A 16,735-nucleotide genomic window follows, 5' to 3' on the forward strand; every position below is an offset into this window, starting at 1 on the left:
TCCCGCACCGATCCCAACGGGGGCGAGCACGCCCGGCCCGGGATCGTACCCCGGGCGGGCCGGTCAGCCGTCCGGTGACCGCGTCGCCACGTCGTCGATGGCCAGCAGGTTCGCCACCTCGTCCTCGTCGAGCTGCTCGATCTCGGCGAGCAGCAGGTCCTCGACCGCCTCCGCCAGCTCGGCGACGGTGCTGCGCCGGAAGATCGTGTGCAGCGGTACGGCGACCCCGACGACGCCCCGCAGTCGCGCCGCCATCCGGGTGGCCAGCAGCGAATGGCCGCCCAGCTCGAAGAAGTCGTCGTGGATGCCGACCCGCTCGACGCCGAGCACCTCGACCCAGACCTGCCCGACCAGACGCTCGGCGTCGGTCCGGGGCGCCACCGGCGTACCGCCCGGGGCCGGGGCGACCGAGGTCGGGGCGGGCAGGGCCTTCCGGTCGACCTTGCCGTTCGCGGTCAGCGGCAGGGCGGCCAGCACCCCGTACGCGTCCGGGTGCAGGTGCGGTGGGAGCAGTTCGGACAGGTGTGCCCGGAGCTGGGCCGGCGAGGGCGCGGCGGTGCCCGGCTCGGGAACCAGGTGGGCGACGAGTCGGGCGTCACCGTCGGCCGTGACGACCGCGTGCCGGACGTCCGGGTGGGCGACGATCGCCGCCTCCACCTCGCCCGGCTCCACCCGGTGGCCCCGCACCTTGAGCTGGTCGTCGAGGCGGCCGAGGAACTCCAGCGCACCGTCGAGCCGCCACCGCACCCGGTCACCGGTGCGGTACCGTCGCTCGCCGTCGTACTCGACGAACCGTTGCGCGGTCAGCTCCGGCCGCCCGAGGTAGCCCCGGGCCAGCCCGGCACCGCCGAGCAGCAACTCCCCGGGCACGCCGACCGGCACCGGTCCACCGCCGGGCCGGTGCACGTGCGCGGTGGTGCCGGCGAGCGGGCGTCCGATCGGCGGTCGCCCGGTGGCGTCGGCCGGAGTCAACCGGGCCGCCGTCGCGATGATCGTCGCCTCGGTCGGCCCGTACGTGTTGAACACCTCGACCCGGTCGCCGAACGCCTCGAACCAGCGGCCGACCGCGTCGGGCCGGACCTGCTCGCCGCCGAGGATCAGCAGCCGCAACCGAGCCGGCCAGGCGATCCCGGCCAGATCCGCGACCAGTTCGTGCCAGTACGCCGTCGGCAGGTCGAGTACGGTCAGCTCCTGCCCGGCCGGGGTGGCCAGGAAGTCGGGCAGTTCGGCCCGGGCCGGCGGCACGACCAGCGTGGCACCGCCGACCAGGGTGGGGTACACCTCCTCGCCGAAGGTGTCGAAGCTGGCCGAGGAGAACTGCAACACCCGGTCCCCCGGGCCGATCCGGTACGCCTCGACCATCCACCGCAGCCGGGCGGCGAGCGCCGACCGAGGCACACCCACCGCCTTCGGCTGCCCGGTCGACCCGGACGTGTAGATGGCGTACGCCAACGGGTCCGACCCGGAGTCAGGCCGGGCCCGGGCGGGCAGTTCACCATCGGGCCACTCGACATCGGCCGGTTCTGTATCCGACAGCTCGGCATCGGCCGGCTCGGCCGACGGCTCGTCGTCCCAGCGCATCCGGTCCAGGTCGACGACCTCGCACCCGGTCGGATCCAGCCGGTCCCGCAGGCCGCTCGTGGTGACCAGGAGCCCGGCCCCGGCGTCGGCGAGCAGGTACCCCAGCCGGCGGCGCGGATGTCCCGGATCCAGCGGAAGGTACGCAGCCCCGGCGGTGAGCACGGCGAGCAGTGCGACGACGAGATCCGGGCCCGGTTCCAGGCAGACCGCGACGAGGCGGTCCCGCCGGGCGCCGTACCGACGCAGCAACCGGGCCAGCCGCACGGCGCGGCGATGCAGCTCGGCGTAGCTCAGCGCGCCGTCGACGCCGCTGACCGCGATGGTGTTCGGGTACGCCGTGGCGGCGGTGGCGAGCAGCTCCACCAGGTCGGCCGGGGGCTGCGACTCGACACGGGCGTGCTCGGCGGGCGCCGGTCCGGCGGGGCCGGCCGGCGGGTCGGACTCGTCACCGGCCAGCCGCTCGTACAGTGCGGAGAGCGGCTCGTCCGGGGCCTGCGCCGCGTGCCGCAGCAGCCCCTCGAAGCGGCGCAGCAGCAGCGTGACGGTGGCCGGCTCGAACAGCTCAGGGCGGTAGTTGGCCTGGAGCCGCCAGCCGTCGTCCCCGGTGTGCACCTCGACCAGCAGGTCGAACTTGGCCTGCTGATGTCCCGGATCGAACGCTCCGGCGACCAGGCCGGACAGCCGCAGCTCACCGGCCTGGGTGCCGTGCACCAGGAACATGGTGTCGAAGAGCGGATTGCGGTCCGGATCCCGGCGGAGCGCCAGGTGTGAGATCAGCTCCTCGAACGGCGTGTCGAGGTGGCCGTACGCGCCGACGGCCGTCGCCCTGACCCGGGCCAGCAGTTCCCGGAACGACGGGTCGCCGGAGAGGTCGCCGCGCAGCACCACGGTGGTCAGGAAGAACCCGATCAGCGGTTCCAGCTCGGCCCGGTCCCGGCTGCTGACCGGTGAGCCGACCCGGATCTGCGACTGGCCGGTGTAGAGCCCGAGCAGCGCGAGGTACCCGGCGAGCATCGTCATGAACGGCGTCGTCCGGCCGACCCGGCACAATCCGCGCACGTCCTCGGCCACGCCCGGCGGCAACCGGTGCCCGACGAAGGCTCCGGCCGTCGTCATGGTCGGCGGGCGGGGCGCGTCGGTGACCAGATCCAGCGGTTCGGCACCGGCCAACTCGGCGCTCCAGTACCGCCAGCTCGCCTCCCGGCCGGCGGCGAGGCGCTGCTGCTCGGCGCGGGCATGGTCGAGGTACTGCATCGGCAGCGGGGGCAGCTCGGCGGGCACCCCGGCCAGCCGGGCGGCATAGCCGGCCGACAGCTCCCGAAACAGCACGCCCAGCGACCAGTCGTCGGCGAGCAGGTGGTGCAGCACGACGCAGAGGACGTGGTCGTCCGGCCCGAGTCGCAGCACGCTGGCCCGTACCGGCGGGTTCACGGTGATCTCGAACGGCGTGTTGACCCGGTCGGCCACCACCGCCGAGGCGTACGCCAGCCGCGCCGGCTCGTCGAGGTCGGCATCGTCGATGGCAGCCGGCGCGGTCTCGGCAACACCGTCCAGTTCGGCCAGCTCGGCCAGCTCGGCGGCACCGTCAAGCTCGTCCAACTCGACCAGCTCGACCGGCAACCGCCAGCCGTCGAGCACCTCCTGCACCGGCTCCCCGTCGGCGTCCACCAAAAACCGGGTACGCAGGATGCCGTGCCGGCGTACGACGTCGTGCAGGGCGCCGGTCAGCGCGGCCACGTCCAGCGGCCCGCGCAGCCGGGTCACCTGCGGCATGTGGTACTCGCTGGACCCCGGGTTGAGCTGGGTCAGGAACCACAGGCGCCGCTGCCCCAGGGTGAGCGGCCCCCGGGTGGCCCCCGGGGGCGGATCGTCGTCGGCCCGCTGGCCGGTCGTCGCGCCGGTCATCGCGGACGCGCGGCGGCCACGACCGCCACCAGATCGGCGACGGTCGCCGCGTCGAAGTACGCCGACAGCGGCAGCTCGGCGTCGAGACGCTCCCGGACCCGGGCCGCGGTCTTCACGATCGCCAGCGAGGTGAACCCGAGGTCGAACAGGTCGTCCTCGGGTCGTACCGGGTCGACGTCGAGCACCTCCCGGACGATCTCCAGCACCTCGGCCTCGGTCTCGCCGTCAGTCACCGGTACCCCCGTTCGTGGTCTGCGCGGCGGCCAGCGCCCGCTGCCGCTCCTCCCGGGCCCGCACCCCGAACAGGTCGTCCGGGGGCGCCTGCGGTACCGCCGTGTCGAACCGGGCCAGGATGCCCACCCGCAGGCAGGTCAGCGCGAGCGCCGCCATGGCGAGCCCGCAGAGCAGGTACATCAGGCCGATGCCCCGGCCGGGTCCGACCCCGATCAGTTGGCCCACCGTGCCGGCGAGCGCCCCGCCCTCGGCCAGCAGCGGGTCGAACAGGCGCGGGCCGAACGGGACGATCACCGCGAAGCCGAACGGCAGGGTCGACCAGGCCACGATCGTGTTCAGCGCGAAGACCCGGCCGTGGAACCGCTGCGGCACGGTCACCTGGACGATGGTCGCGTAGATCGCGTTGACCAGGGTCAGCGTGAACATCATCCCGAACACACCGGCCGCGACCGGTGCGGTGGCCGGCCGCACACCGACGGCCAGGGCACAGAGCGCCAGCACGGCCGTACCGAGCAGCATGCCGCGCATCCGGCGCCGGGCCGGTCCACCCCAGACGGTCATGGTCAGCCCGCCGAGCACCACCCCGAGGGCGCCGCCGAACGCCACCTGACCGACCTGTGGCAGCTCGGCGAAGGAGAGCACGAGCGGCGAGACGAGCAGGATCAGCGGACCGAGGAAGATGTTGAGCGCGGCGAAGAAGAGCAGCATCGCGCGGATCCCAGGGTGGTTGAGGGTGTACGCCAGGCCGCCCTTGATCTCGGCCAGCAACGACTCGCGCCGCTGGTGGGCCATGGTGGCCGGGAACCGGAGCACCAGCAGCAGACCGATCACCACCGTGTAGCTGAGCACGTCGATCGCGAGGATCCCGCCGAGCCCGATGCTCGCCATCAGCCCCACCGCGACCAGCGGTACGACGAACTGGGCGATCCCGGCCGCCGTCTGGGCGAACCCGTTGGCGTGCCCGAGGTAGCGCTTGGGCACCAGCTGCGGCACCGCCGAGGTGAAGGCGAGCCGCTGGAAGGTCAGCGCGCAGGAGAGCGCGGCGAGCAGCGGATAGATGTGCCAGACGTGCAGGTTGTCGGTCCAGAGCAGGAGCCCGAAGAGCAGTTGTACGCTGCCGGCCGCGATGTCGCCGCCGAGCATCACCCGGCGCCGGTCGTACCGGTCGACGATGGCCCCGGCCAGTGGCGCGATCAGCATGCCGGGGACCAACCCCACCACGAAGAAGATGGCGAACCTGGCCAGCGAACCGGTCTCCGTGTAGATCCAGATCGGCACCGCGAACTCGGTCAGCGCCGAGCCGGTCATCGAGGCCAGTTGCCCGACGACGACCGCGAGGAACCGGCCCATGCTGGGCGCTGGCGCGGCCCGTACCGCAGCGGCCTGCCCGACCCCGGCGGCGCGCCGGTCGCCCGTCCTCGGGGCGGCGGCGCGGGAGGGTGCCGCCGGTTCCTCCTCGCCGTCGCGCTCCGGGTAGCGGTCCAGCCACCAGCCGGGGGCCGGACCTCGGGCCGGGGCGGTCAGCGACCGGGCCCCGGCCGGGCCGGCGGCCAGCGCGGTGTGCGTACCGGTGACGATCTCCGCCAGCTCGTCCGCCCGGTACTTCAGGAAGTAGTGCCCGGCCTCGTCGATCACCACCAGCGCGGTCTCGGCGCCGAGGAAGTCCCACTCCCGGTAACGCTCCTGGGCGTAGTCGGTACTCGGGTCGCGGTCGCCGACCACCGAGATGACCGGCGCGCGGAGCCGGGGCACGCCGCTGTCGAGCAGGCCGGTGAAGTACTCCTCGGCCGCCCGGAAGTCGTGCCGCATGTTCTGCACGATCCGCCTGGCCTGCTCCGGGCCCAACTCGTCGACGTCCACGCCCATCGACTTCAACCAGTTCACCTGGTGCCGGTAGCTGGCCAGCCGGTCCTGCCGGAGCAGCGGGCCGAGCCGGCCGAGCACCTTGCCGGTCGGCTTCGCGAACGGGAACACCGCGCCGATGTAGACGGCCTCCAGGTCCCGCCCGGCCGCGTCCAGCCGGCGGGCGATCTCCACGATCAGCGCACTGCCGAGTCCGCAGTGACCGTAGAGCACCAGTGGGCCCGGTATCCGCTCCTGGATCTCGGCGACGCACCGGCCGGCGACCTCGGCCAGCGGCAGTGAATCCTCGGTCAGCCCGAGATCGTGGCCGGGCACCGAGACCGAGTAGAGCGAGTGGCCGGCCGGCAACGCGTCGGCCAGCGGCTGGTACACCACCGCGCTGCCGCCGCCGTACGGGACGCAGACCAGGGTGCGGACCCGCTGGCCGGCCGGGACGGTGGGGGTCAGCTCGTGCAGCAGTCGACGGGGCCCGCGCCGGTCCGCCGGGGTGTCCAGCAGTTCCGCCAGTCCGGCGACGGTGGGGTGGGTGAACAGGTCCATCACGCTGACCGGTGCGCCACCGGCCGGCACCACCGTACGCAGCCGGGTGACCACCTGGACGCCGAGCAACGAGTGCCCGCCCAGGTCGAAGAAGTCGTCCAGTACGCCGACCCTGGGCAGCCCGAGCACGGTACGCCAGACCGCCGCGACCGCCTCCTCGGTGGGTGTGCGGGGCGCGACGAAGTCGGTGTCCACGGCGCGGTCCTGTCGCGGGGCTGGCAACGCGGCCCGGTCCAGCTTGCCGTTCGGGCTCACCGGCAGCGCGTCGAGGATGACGAACGCCGACGGGACCATGTAGTCGGGCAGCGACTCCTTGAGCGCCGTACGCAACCGCGCCGGTTGCGGCCCGGCACCGTCGCGGGCTTCCGCGCCGGCACCGTCGCCCGGTTCCGCGCCGGCAGCCGGGGCGGGCACCAGGTAGGCGACCAGCCGCTGGTCGCCCGGCACGTCCTCGCGGGCGACGACCGCCACCTCCGCCACCCCCGGCTGGTCGCGCAGCGCCACCTCGATCTCGCCCAGCTCGATCCGCAGGCCGCGCAGTTTCACCTGGTTGTCGATCCGGCCGAGGAACTCGATCGTACCGTCGGCGCGCCGCCGCACCAGGTCACCGGTGGCGTACATCCGGTCTCCCGGCGGCCCGTACGGGTTCGGCCGGAACCGCTCGGCGGTCAGGCCCGGCCGCCCGAGGTAGCCACGGGCCAGTCCGACCCCGGCGATGTACAGCTCACCGGGCGCGCCGACGGGGACCAGGTTGAGGTGCCGGTCCAGCACGTGTAGCCGGATGTTCTGGATCGGGTGGCCGATCGGCACCGGGGATCGGCCGTCGAGGGTCTCGGGGCGGCAGTGCCAGGAGCTGACGTCGATCGCCGCCTCGGTCGGCCCGTACAGGTTGTGCAGTTCCACTCCGGGCAGCGCCCGGACCGCGTCGGCGGCCAGCCCCGGGGCGAGTGCCTCGCCGCTACAGATCACCCGGCGCAGCGACCGGCAGGTGCTGACGTCCTCGGCCAGGAACACCGACAGCATCGACGGGACGAAGTGGGTGGTGGTCACCGACTCGGCGACGATCAGGTCACGCAGGTACGCGGCGTCCTTCTGCCCGCCCGGCCGGGCCAGTACCAGCCGCGCCCCGGTGGCCAGCGGCCAGAAGAACTCCCAGACCGAGACGTCGAAGCCGGCCGGCGTCTTCTGCAACACCACGTCGTCGGCGCCGAGCCGGTACGCCCGCTGCATCCAGTCCAGCCGGTTGACCACCGCCCGGTGGGTGACGAGCACGCCCTTGGGCCGGCCGGTCGACCCGGAGGTGTAGATGACGTACGCCAGGTCGTCCGGTCCGGCCAGCGGCGGCGGGTCGTGCCGGGACTGGTCCGCCCAGGTCGCCGGGTCGTCCAGCAGCAGCGTGCGGACCGCCGGGTCGGCCGAAAGGTTCAGTCTCCGCTGCCGCAGCAGCACCCGGGCGGCGCTGTCGGCGAGCATGAACGACAGTCGCTTGGCGGGATAGTCCGGGTCCAGCGGCAGATAGGCGGCGCCGGCCTTGAGGATGCCGAGCAGCGCCACCACCAGCTCGACGGAGCGCTCGGCGCAGACCGCCACCACGTCGTCGCGGCCCACCCCGGCGGCCCGGAGCCGGTGCGCCACCCGGTTGGCCCGGGCGTTCAGCTCCGCGTAGTCGCACCGCTCGCCCTCGAAGCGCACCGCCACGGCGTCCGGAGTGGCCCGGACCTGTGCCTCGACCAGCTCCACCAGGGTGGCCGGTCCGGTGACCGGCACGGCGGTGTCGTTCCAGCGCCGCAGCGCGTCCCGCTCGCCCGGGGTCAGCGGGTCCAGTGCGGACAGCCGGCGGTCCGGTGCCTCGACCACGTCCCGCAGCAGCCGCTGCCATCCGGCGACCAGCCGGGCACAGGTCTGCGGGTCGAACAGGTCCCGGTGGTGGACGAAGGTGCAGTGCAGCCCACCCCCGGCATCCGGCGCGACGTACAGCTCCAGGTCGAAGCGGGTGGCCGGGTGGGCGAAGCCGAACGCCTCGATCCGGGGCCCGGCGAGCTCGTCCGCGGCCGGCCGCACCGCCTCGGTGCGGACGCCCCGGCCGCCGTAACTCTGCAGCGCGAAGAGCACTTGGAACAGCGGCGGCCGGCGTACGTCCCGGACCAGCTTGAGCCGGCTGACCAGCCGCTCGAACGGCAGCTCCTGATGGGCGTACGCGTCCAGCGCCGCGTCCCTGGTCCGGCCGAGCAGCTCGGCGAAGGTGGGATCGCCGGCCAGTTCGGCGCGCATGGTCAGCATGTTCAGGAACAGCCCGACCATCGGGTCGAGCTCGGGCAGTGGGCGCCCGGCCACCGGTGAGCCCACCGCGAAGTCCCGCTGCCCGGAATACCGGGCGAGCAGCACCTGGAACGCGGCCAGCAGCGTCATGTAGAGCGTGGCGTTGTGCCGGCGCCCCAGCGCCACCAGCCGCTCGGCCAGCTCGGGCTCGACCGTGCAGGTCCGGGTCGCGCCGACGTACGTCTGGCGGTCCGGGCGGGGCCGGTCGGTCGGCAGTTCCAGTGGCGGCAGTCCGGCCAGCCGGGGCAGCCAGTAGTCCAGGTCGGCGGAGTAGCCGCCCGAGTCGGCCCTGCCGCGCTGCCACGCCGCGTAGTCCGCGTACCGGACCGGCAGGTCGGGCAGGACCGGCGCGAGCCCGCGCGCCTCGGCGGTCAACTGCTCGCGGATCTCCCCGACCAGTACCTCGGCCGACCAACCGTCGCAGACGATGTGGTGGATGGCGAGCAGCAGGACGTGGTCCTCGGCACCGAGCCGGAACAGCGTGGCCCGCAGCAGTGGCGGTGCCGCCAGGTCGAACGGCCGGGCCAGCTCGGCGGCGATCAGCTCCCGGGCCGCCTCCTCCACCGGGGACGATCCGGACCCGTCGGCGTCGGCGACCTCGGCGGAGCCGCCCGCCGCCCCCGGCTCGACGGGTCCGCCCCGGTCCACGGGTACCTCGGCCAGCGGCACCGGCGCGGGGGCGACGACGTACGTGCCGGCGGTGCCGTCCGGGCCGGCGGCGAAGCCGGTACGCAGGCTGTCGTGTCGGGCCACGCAGCGGTCGAGTGCCCGGCGTACGGCCGCCGGGTCCACCGGGCCGCGCAGCCGCAGCACGACCGGGACCACGTACGCGGCGGTGCCGGGGGCGAACTGCTCCATGAACCACAGCCGCTCCTGGGCCCAGGAGAGTTCCGGGTCGGCCGTCTCGGGCCGACGCGGCACGGTGACCGCCGGACCCGTGCTGGCGGCGCCGAGCCGGCGGGCCAGCATCGCCCGCTTGGCCTCCGACAGCCGGGCGACCCGCTCGACCCGGCTCTCCGGCGTGGTGCGGTCGCGGTCCAATGTGGACAAGGCGACTCCCCGTTCGGCTGCTGACCGGCCAGGCCGGCGGTCATCATCGGAGCCATGTACCGAAGATGTTCCGGAAGCCGGTGCGGATGATCAGCGTCGATCACAACATAGCAGCCGGCTTCGATATCGAACATGGGCAACCGCCGGCGGATGGCCCGCCACCGCAGCTCCGCCCCGATCCAACCGGGCCCGCACGCCACAACCGACGGTCGGCCCCGCCGGTCGGAAGCGGCCGGTCCCGCGGGCGGACGGCCCTCGATCGACGGGCGGGCGGGGCCTGGCCACATCCGAAAGTACCGGGTACTTTTCGGTCGATGATCCCGCTGCCGGCACCGGGCGCGCGGCTGATCGACGCGGCCACCGGTGAGACGCTGACCGGAGCCCGACTCGACGCCGCGCTCGACGCCGTGGTGCGGGCCCTCGACCCGATTCCACCGGGCGCCGTGGTCTGTGTGCTGCCGAACGAACTCCGCCCGGTGCTGCGCTATCTGGGCGTGTTGCGGGCCCAGCGGCCGGCCGTCGTCTGGGGGGCGGGCATCGGCGCCGGCTCGGTACGGGACCTGGTCGACCGGTTCGCCCCGGCCGCCGTACTCGGGCTGGACGCGCTGGCGGCACCCGGCGTAGCCGGACCGGCCGGCACCGGCTCGGCCGCCGGCCCGCCACCGGGCTACCGGATGGTGGAGCCGGCCGGTCTCGGGCCGAGCTGGGTCCGGCGGGGCGGACCGGAGGTCCCGCCGCACGACCAGCTCGGCCTGCTGCTCGGTACCTCGGGATCGACCGGCCGGCCTCGGCTGGTCCGGCTGTCGACGGCCGGGGTACTGGCCAACACCCGGTCGATCGGCACCGCCCTCGGGATCGGCCCGGACGACGTCGCCGTCACCACCCTGCCGTTGTTCTACTCCTACGGGCTCAGCGTGCTGCACAGCCACCTGCTCGCCGGCGCGACGGTGGTGCTGGACCGGCGGGGCGTACTCGACCAGGGGTTCTGGCAGGACGTCGACCGGTACGACGTCACCTCGCTGGCCGGCGTGCCGCACACCTACGAACTGCTGGTCCGTAAGCCGTGGAGCCCGGAACGCCACCCGACCGTCCGGGTGCTCAGCGCCGCCGGCGGTCGGCTCTGCACCGAACTGGTCACCCGGTTCTCCACCGCGATGGCGGCACACGGCGGCCGGCTGTACGTGATGTACGGCCAGACCGAGGCCGGGCCGCGGATCTGCGTACTGCCACCGGAGCAGTTGCCGGCCAAGATCGGTTCGGTCGGCCCGCCGCTGCCGGGGACCCGGCTGTCGATCGAGCCGGATCCCGCCGGGCTGGGCGATCCGGGCAGCGGCGAGGTGCTGGTGCACGGGCCGGGCGTGATGCTGGGGTACGCCGAAACCGCCGAGGATCTCGGCCGGGGCGACGACCTGGGCGGCACACTGCGCACCGGCGACACCGGTCGGCTCGATGACGACGGCTACCTGTGGCTCTCCGGTCGGCTGGGTCGGATCGGCAAGGCGTTCGGGGTCCGGGTGAACCTCGACGCCGTCGAGCACCTGGTCGCGGAGATCGTCCCCGCCGCCGCCGTACCGGCCGGGGACCGGATCCAGATCTTCTGCGAGGAGGCCGACCGGGAGCGGCTGGCGGCGGTGGTCAGCACGGTGACCGGGCGGCTCGGGCTGCACCGGCTGGGCGTGCTGGCCACGGCGATCGACCGGCTGCCACGACGCCCGAACGGAAAGATCGACTACCGGTCGCTGGTCGAATGACCACCGATCCTGAAAGCCCCGTCGGTCGTTGCGAATACTTTCCGGAAGGGTTGCTGATCGATCTTTGCTGATCTAATCTGACGCCGACGGTCCTGAGGCCACCCCTTCCGGCTGGTTGTGGTGGCATTTCACCCGGGGAGGGCCCGACCTTGACCTTGCCCAACCAGATCGCGACAGATACCCTCCGGCCGATACGAAAGCGGCTACCGGCCGGCCATCTTTCCGGAAATTCTCGGTCACTGAGTGTCAAAAAGACCGGTGCCCGATGGAGCTGACCGAGCGCGATCTGGTCTTCGGCGACATCCGGGTCCCCTACCGGTACGGCGCCGACTGCCTACCGGACCTGGTCGACACGGTGGCAGCCCGGCTCGCCGACGCCGACGCGGTGCTGGTGGTCGCCGACCGGCAGGTCAAGGACCACGCGGGCCGGCTGACCGCCCCGCTCGCCCGGCATCTGCGGGTGGAGACGTTCACCCTGGACGCGGTCGAGGCACACAAGACGCTCTTCTCGGTGCAGGCCATCCTGGAGTACGCCACCGAACGGAAACTCACCCGGCGCTCGGCGATCCTGGCGATGGGCGGCGGGACCGTCGGCAACGTCGCCGGACTCGCCGCCGCGCTGCTCTACCGGGGCACCCGGCTGGTGCACGCCCCGACCACCCCGGTCGCGGCGTTCGACGCGGTGATCTCGCTCAAGCAGGGGGTCAACCTGCCGGCCGGCAAGAACCTCTGCGGTGCCTACTTCCCGCCCTCGCTGATCGCCTGCGACCTGCGCTGGCTGAGCACCGTGCCGCAGGGCAACCTGCACACCGGCCTCGCCGAGATGGCGAAGAACATCCTGGTCGCGGTGCCCAATCAGCGGGCGCGGTTCGTCCGGGCCATGGCCGACCTGCGGCACCGGCCCATGGCCGCGCTGCGCGACCTGCTGGAGATCGGGATCGAGGCCAAGCAGCCGTACCTGACCGGCGATCCGCACGAGCGGGGCCCGGCCGTGGTCTTCGAGTACGGCCACACCGTCGGGCACGCCGTCGAGTTCGCCTCGGCCGGCGCGATCGGGCACGGCGAGGCGGTCGCCTGGGGGATGCTGGTCGCGGCCGAACTGGGCCGCCGGATCCACGGGCTGGACCGGGACACCGTGCAGGAGCACCACCGGCTGACGGCACTGCTCGGGCTGCCGGAGGCCGGCGACCGGTTCCGCCGGCTCGACCGGGCGGCCGTGCTGCGCGCGCTGACCGCCGACAACAAACGCGGGTACGCCGACTGCGCGCCGGACGAGGTGCTGATGGTGCTGCTCGACGGCCCGGGCCGACCGGTCCGGGGCGAGGACGGGCGCCCACTGGTGCCCGTACCCGTGGCAGAGGTGATGGACGCCCTGGACACGGTGATCCGGAGCATGGGGGCCGGGGCGGCCTCCGGCCAGCGAAGTGGGGTGCCGAGGTGACGGAACGCGGTCTATCGGTCGTCGTACCGGTCAAGGGGCGGGTCCTCCAGACCCGGGCACTGCTGGCCAGCCTGCGCGAGGCCGTCGCGTACTGCCCGGAGCCGGTGCAGGTCCTGCTGGTGGACGACTCGACCCCCGCAGACGCCCGACTGCACCGGGCACACTGCACGGAACACGGTGCGACGTACGTCCTCGGGCCCCGGTACGTCGGCGCGAAGCGCAACCTGGGGGTACGGCTGGCAAGGTACGACCTGGTGCTCTTCATCGACTCGGACTGCCTGGCCACCCCGGATCTGTTGCAGCGGCACCTGAAGACCCTGCGGACCGCCCCGCCGGAAGTCGGCGCGGTCGCCGGACCGACCTACCTGCAGGGAGCGGACACCACCGTCTTCCGGGTGATGCGCCGCTCCCGGCTGCTCAACGCCGCGTTCGAGTGGCCCGGACAGTGCCGTCGGGTCGCCTGGGCCACGACCTGCAACCTGGCGGTGCGCAAGAGCGCGTTCCAGTCCGTCGGCGGCTTCGCCGAACGCCCGTTGACCGTCGTCGGCGGCGAGGACGTCGACCTGGGAATCCGACTCACCGAAGCGGGCTGGACGATCGCCTGCGACCCGGCGGCGGTGGTCGTACACGACAAGGGCAGCACCGACTCGCTCGGCGCGGTGAGCCGGCGACTGGTCACCTACGGGCGGTCCGGGCAGTGGTTGCTCGACGTCCACCCGAAGCGGGGCCGGCCCAAGCTGAACCGGACCGGGGTGCTGGTGCTGGCCGCGATGGCGGCGCTGCCCGGACTGCGGCACTCCCGGGGGCGTACCGCGCTGCTGGTGCCGCTGGTCGCCGCCGCGCTGCTCGCCCGGGACACCCGGGAGCGGCTCGGCCCGACGGACGAGTCGCTGACCTCGGTCGCCGAGGCCGCCGCCTGCGCCCTGCTCGACTGGTCCTTCGACCTCGGCGAGTTCATCGGCGCGCTGCAACTGGGGCGGCCGGACCGGATCTTCACCGGGTTCGGCTGGACCGATGACGAGGCGTTCGAGTGGGACAGGACGCCGGACCGGCCGTACGGCGGGTGACGCCGGTCGGGCCGGCTCGGCCGGACCGGGGCGGCCGAGGCGACGGCGGCCAGTTCAGCGCAGCGACGGGCGGTCCCAACCGGGGCAGGGTCGGCACCGGCGGCCGGGATACCGGGGTATGCGATCGAGGCGGTGACCGGGGTGGGTGCGGCTCAGGGGCCGGCCAACTGGTCGCGGCGACGGATGAGGTACGCCGTCTCGGCGGTGTTGCCGGCCAGCGCGATGGCCCGGTCGTACGCCGCCCGGGACTCGTCGCCGCATCCCAGCCGGCGCAGCAGGTTGGCGCGGGTGGCGTGGAAGGCGTGGTAGCCCTCCAACGGCAGACCGTCAACCTCCGCCAGCGCGACCTCCGGGCCGTCGAGCTGGGCGACCGCGATCGCCCGGTTGAGCCGTACGATCGGCGAGGGTTCGAGGCGGACCAGCTGGTCGTAGAGCGCGACGACCTGCGACCAGTCGGTGTCCCGGACGTCGCGGGCGTCGGTGTGGACGGCGTTGATCGCGGCGAGGATCTGGTAGCGCCCCGGCGCCTCGCCGGAGGCGAGGCGCGCGCGGACCAGGGCGTGGCCCTCGGCGATCAGCTCGCGGTCCCAGGCGCCGCGGTCCTGCTCGTCGAGGGTGACGAGCTCACCGCTCGCCGACACCCGCGCGGCCCGGCGGGCCTCGGTCAGGAGCATCAGCGCCAGGAGTCCGGCGACCTCGCCGTCCGCCGGCATCAGCTCACGGACCAGCCGGGTCAGCCGGATCGCCTCGGCGGTCAGGTCGCCACGGACCGCCTCCTTCTCGGGGTCCGAGGCCAGGTAGCCCTCGTTGAAGATCAGATAGAGGACGGCGAGCACTCCGGTGCCCCGGGCCGGCAGGTCCGCATGTGACGGCACGCGATAAGGGATCTTGGCCGCCTTGATCTTCGCCTTCGCGCGGGTGATCCGCTGGCCCATGGCGGTCTCCTGGACCAGGAAGGCGCGGGCGATCTCGGGCACGGTGAGCCCACCGACCATCCGCAGGGTCAGCGCAACCCGCGCCTCCATGGCGAGCGTGGGGTGGCAACAGGTGAAGACGAGGCGGAGCCGGTCGTCGTCGATGGCGCCGATCGGCTCGGGGGTGCCGGACAGCATCAGCGCTTCCCTGTGCTTTTCCTCGCGCCTGGCCTCACGTCGGATCCGGTCGATGGCCTTGCGGTGGGCGGTGGTGGTGAGCCACGCGCCGGGATTCGGCGGGACGCCGTCGGCCGGCCAGCGCTCGACGGCGGTCGCGAACGCCTCGGCGGCCATCTCCTCGGCGATGTCGAGGTCCCCGAACCGCCTGGCCAGGGTCGCGACTACCCGGGCCCACTCCTCGCGGTGGGTCCGGGCGATCGCCTCGTCGACGTCGGTCATGCACCCAGGAACGGCCGGAGCTCGACCCTCCGGTTGCAGTGCTTCGACCCCAGGGCGGCGAGCCGGAGCGCCACGTCGAGGTCGGGGGCCTCGATGATCCAGAAGCCGCCGATGTACTCCTTCGACTCCAGGTAGGGCCCGTCGGTGAACACCGCCTCCCCGTCCCGGCCGTCGACGACGGTGGCCGTACTGGGCGACGCGAGGCCGCCGGCGAAGACCCAGTAGCCCTCGGCCTGGAGCTGCTCGTTGAAGGCGTTGATCGCGACCATCTCCTCCGCGGTGGCGGAGTTGGTCGTGTCGTCGAGCACGGACATCAGGTACTGCGCCATCGGAATCATCTCCTGTCGTCGGGTGGCCGCCCCTCGGGCATGATCCGCGGCCTCGATGCTATCGGTGCCAAGCGGCCAGGATCCGTCGCCGGTAGTCCTGGGCGAGGTCGTCGTCGCCGGTGGCCGCCACTCAAGCCGCCCTCGTGCCGGCCGGCGCCGTCACCGCGGCAGACCCGGCCTACCGGGCGCCGCGCCTTGTGAGAGCGGTAGGGGTGCGGCAGGGTGGTTCCATCGTGACTCCCCGGGAGGGCTCGTGACGGTGGAGATCCCCGAGCCGGTGCCGGTGGCGGACCTGATCGCCCGGCGGCGCCGCGGTCGCTACTACGCCACCGACGGCTACCTCAGCGCCGAGGAGGTCGCGCTCGCCTGGCCGGTCGTCTGGCACTACGACGCGGTGATCCGGGCCAACGGGGTTGGCACCACCCAGGCGCAGGCGACCGGCACGTACGGCACGACGACCTGGACCGAGTACCGCGCCGAGGACGTGCAGCGGGTCGCCGACGCGATTGCCGAGGGTACGGCGGTGCTCGAACCCGACTGGCGCCGCGACACCGAACCGGGCCGGGAGTCACAGCGCCGGATGTGGCAGGAGGAGCGCGGGCGGCGTGCGCGGAGGAGAGCGATCCAGGGCGCGGCGATCCTCCTGGTGGTACTGGCGTGTCTCGGCTTGGTGGTGCTCAGCGCAACCCGCTAATCGGCCGTCAGCGCCGCGACTCGTCGGCGATGCCGGTTCGTCGGTCGTGGTGGCCCAACAGCCGGGACAGCAGCTCGGTCAACCGCGCTCGCTCCTCGGGTGACAGCGGGGCCAGCAGTTCGTCCTGGCATTCGGCGAGCCGCTTCTCCAGCCGCCGCAGCTGCCGCTTGCCCGTCGCGGTCAGCGAGATGATGTTGCGCCGCCGATCGGAGGGGTCCGGGGCGCGCTCGACCAGGTTGCGATCGGCGAGCTCGGTGATCGTCGCGACCATGTCGCTGAGGTGGATGCCGCTACGGCGGCCCAGCGCGGCCTGGCTGGCAGGGCCGAACTCCTCCAGCGTCGCCAGCAGGCGGTAGTGGTAGCCGCGGGCGCCGACCGACGAGAACCCCTCGGCCACCAGGCGGTGCGCGTGGTTGCCCGTCTGGGTGAGCAGCCAGCTGGGCAGGCTCTCCCACCTGGCGGGCGCCTCCTCGGACGGGTTCTCCATGTGACGAGTCTAACGAACCGTTCGGAGAACTAATGACAGTGATATCGTTAGGGCGGCGAACGTTAGTGACCCAAATGTTTAATAGGCGAACGAAACCCCCG

The 16,735-nt window shown here is 73.2% G+C and carries 10 protein-coding genes; 4 read left to right on the forward strand and 6 right to left on the reverse strand.

The features are described from left to right. Positions 1–63: 63 nt before the first annotated feature. Genes AAH979_RS05545 through AAH979_RS05555 form a run of 3 tightly spaced genes read right to left on the reverse strand, consistent with a single transcriptional unit; the run spans position 64 to position 9,492 of the window. Positions 64–3,486, reverse strand: coding sequence for an amino acid adenylation domain-containing protein (locus AAH979_RS05545; protein WP_346256931.1), 3,423 nt, complete (start codon positions 3,484–3,486; stop codon positions 64–66). After that, on the reverse strand, positions 3,483–3,719 hold the full coding sequence (locus AAH979_RS05550; RefSeq protein ID WP_346256932.1) for an acyl carrier protein: 237 nt from the start codon (positions 3,717–3,719) through the stop codon (positions 3,483–3,485). Before AAH979_RS05550 ends, AAH979_RS05545 begins: the two co-directional genes overlap by 4 nt. Beyond that, positions 3,712–9,492, reverse strand: a complete 5,781-nt coding sequence (locus tag AAH979_RS05555; RefSeq protein WP_346256933.1) for an amino acid adenylation domain-containing protein — start codon at positions 9,490–9,492, stop codon at positions 3,712–3,714. The genes AAH979_RS05550 and AAH979_RS05555 overlap by 8 nt, the downstream gene beginning before the upstream one ends. 314 nt (positions 9,493–9,806) lie before the next feature. Here AAH979_RS05555 and AAH979_RS05560 point away from each other — a divergent pair, with 314 nt between their 5' ends. The 3 genes from AAH979_RS05560 (at position 9,807) to AAH979_RS05570 (ending at position 13,751) form a co-directional block, all read left to right on the forward strand. Beyond that, positions 9,807–11,243, forward strand: a complete 1,437-nt coding sequence (locus AAH979_RS05560) for an AMP-binding protein (RefSeq protein ID WP_346256934.1) — start codon at positions 9,807–9,809, stop codon at positions 11,241–11,243. 265 nt (positions 11,244–11,508) lie between these two features. Then, positions 11,509–12,684 (forward strand): iron-containing alcohol dehydrogenase, encoded by a 1,176-nt coding sequence (locus AAH979_RS05565; protein ID WP_346256935.1) that lies wholly within the window; start codon positions 11,509–11,511, stop codon positions 12,682–12,684. After that, a complete protein-coding gene (locus tag AAH979_RS05570) occupies positions 12,681–13,751 on the forward strand; it encodes a glycosyltransferase (protein ID WP_346256936.1) in 1,071 nt (356 codons plus the stop codon). The genes AAH979_RS05565 and AAH979_RS05570 overlap by 4 nt, the downstream gene beginning before the upstream one ends. Positions 13,752–13,903: 152 nt before the next feature. On the opposite strand, the gene AAH979_RS05575 is transcribed toward AAH979_RS05570, so the two are convergent. After that, positions 13,904–15,124, reverse strand: a complete 1,221-nt coding sequence (locus AAH979_RS05575; RefSeq protein ID WP_346256937.1) for a DUF6596 domain-containing protein — start codon at positions 15,122–15,124, stop codon at positions 13,904–13,906. Further along, positions 15,121–15,453: a YciI family protein gene (locus AAH979_RS05580; protein WP_346256938.1), complete on the reverse strand. Its 333-nt coding sequence runs from the start codon at positions 15,451–15,453 to the stop codon at positions 15,121–15,123. Before AAH979_RS05580 ends, AAH979_RS05575 begins: the two co-directional genes overlap by 4 nt. Before the next feature lie 253 nt (positions 15,454–15,706). Between AAH979_RS05580 and AAH979_RS05585 the strand changes: the two genes are divergently transcribed. Next, on the forward strand, positions 15,707–16,147 hold the full coding sequence (locus AAH979_RS05585; protein ID WP_346256939.1) for a hypothetical protein: 441 nt from the start codon (positions 15,707–15,709) through the stop codon (positions 16,145–16,147). 7 nt (positions 16,148–16,154) lie between these two features. Here AAH979_RS05585 and AAH979_RS05590 read toward each other — a convergent pair whose 3' ends face one another. Next, positions 16,155–16,634 carry a MarR family transcriptional regulator gene (locus AAH979_RS05590; RefSeq protein WP_346256940.1) on the reverse strand — a complete coding sequence of 160 codons (480 nt, stop codon included), beginning with the start codon at positions 16,632–16,634 and terminating at the stop codon, positions 16,155–16,157. Positions 16,635–16,735 lie beyond the last annotated feature (101 nt).

Origin of the sequence: Plantactinospora sp. ZYX-F-223, assembly GCF_039649625.1 — a bacterium.
Lineage (GTDB): Bacteria > Actinomycetota > Actinomycetes > Mycobacteriales > Micromonosporaceae > Plantactinospora.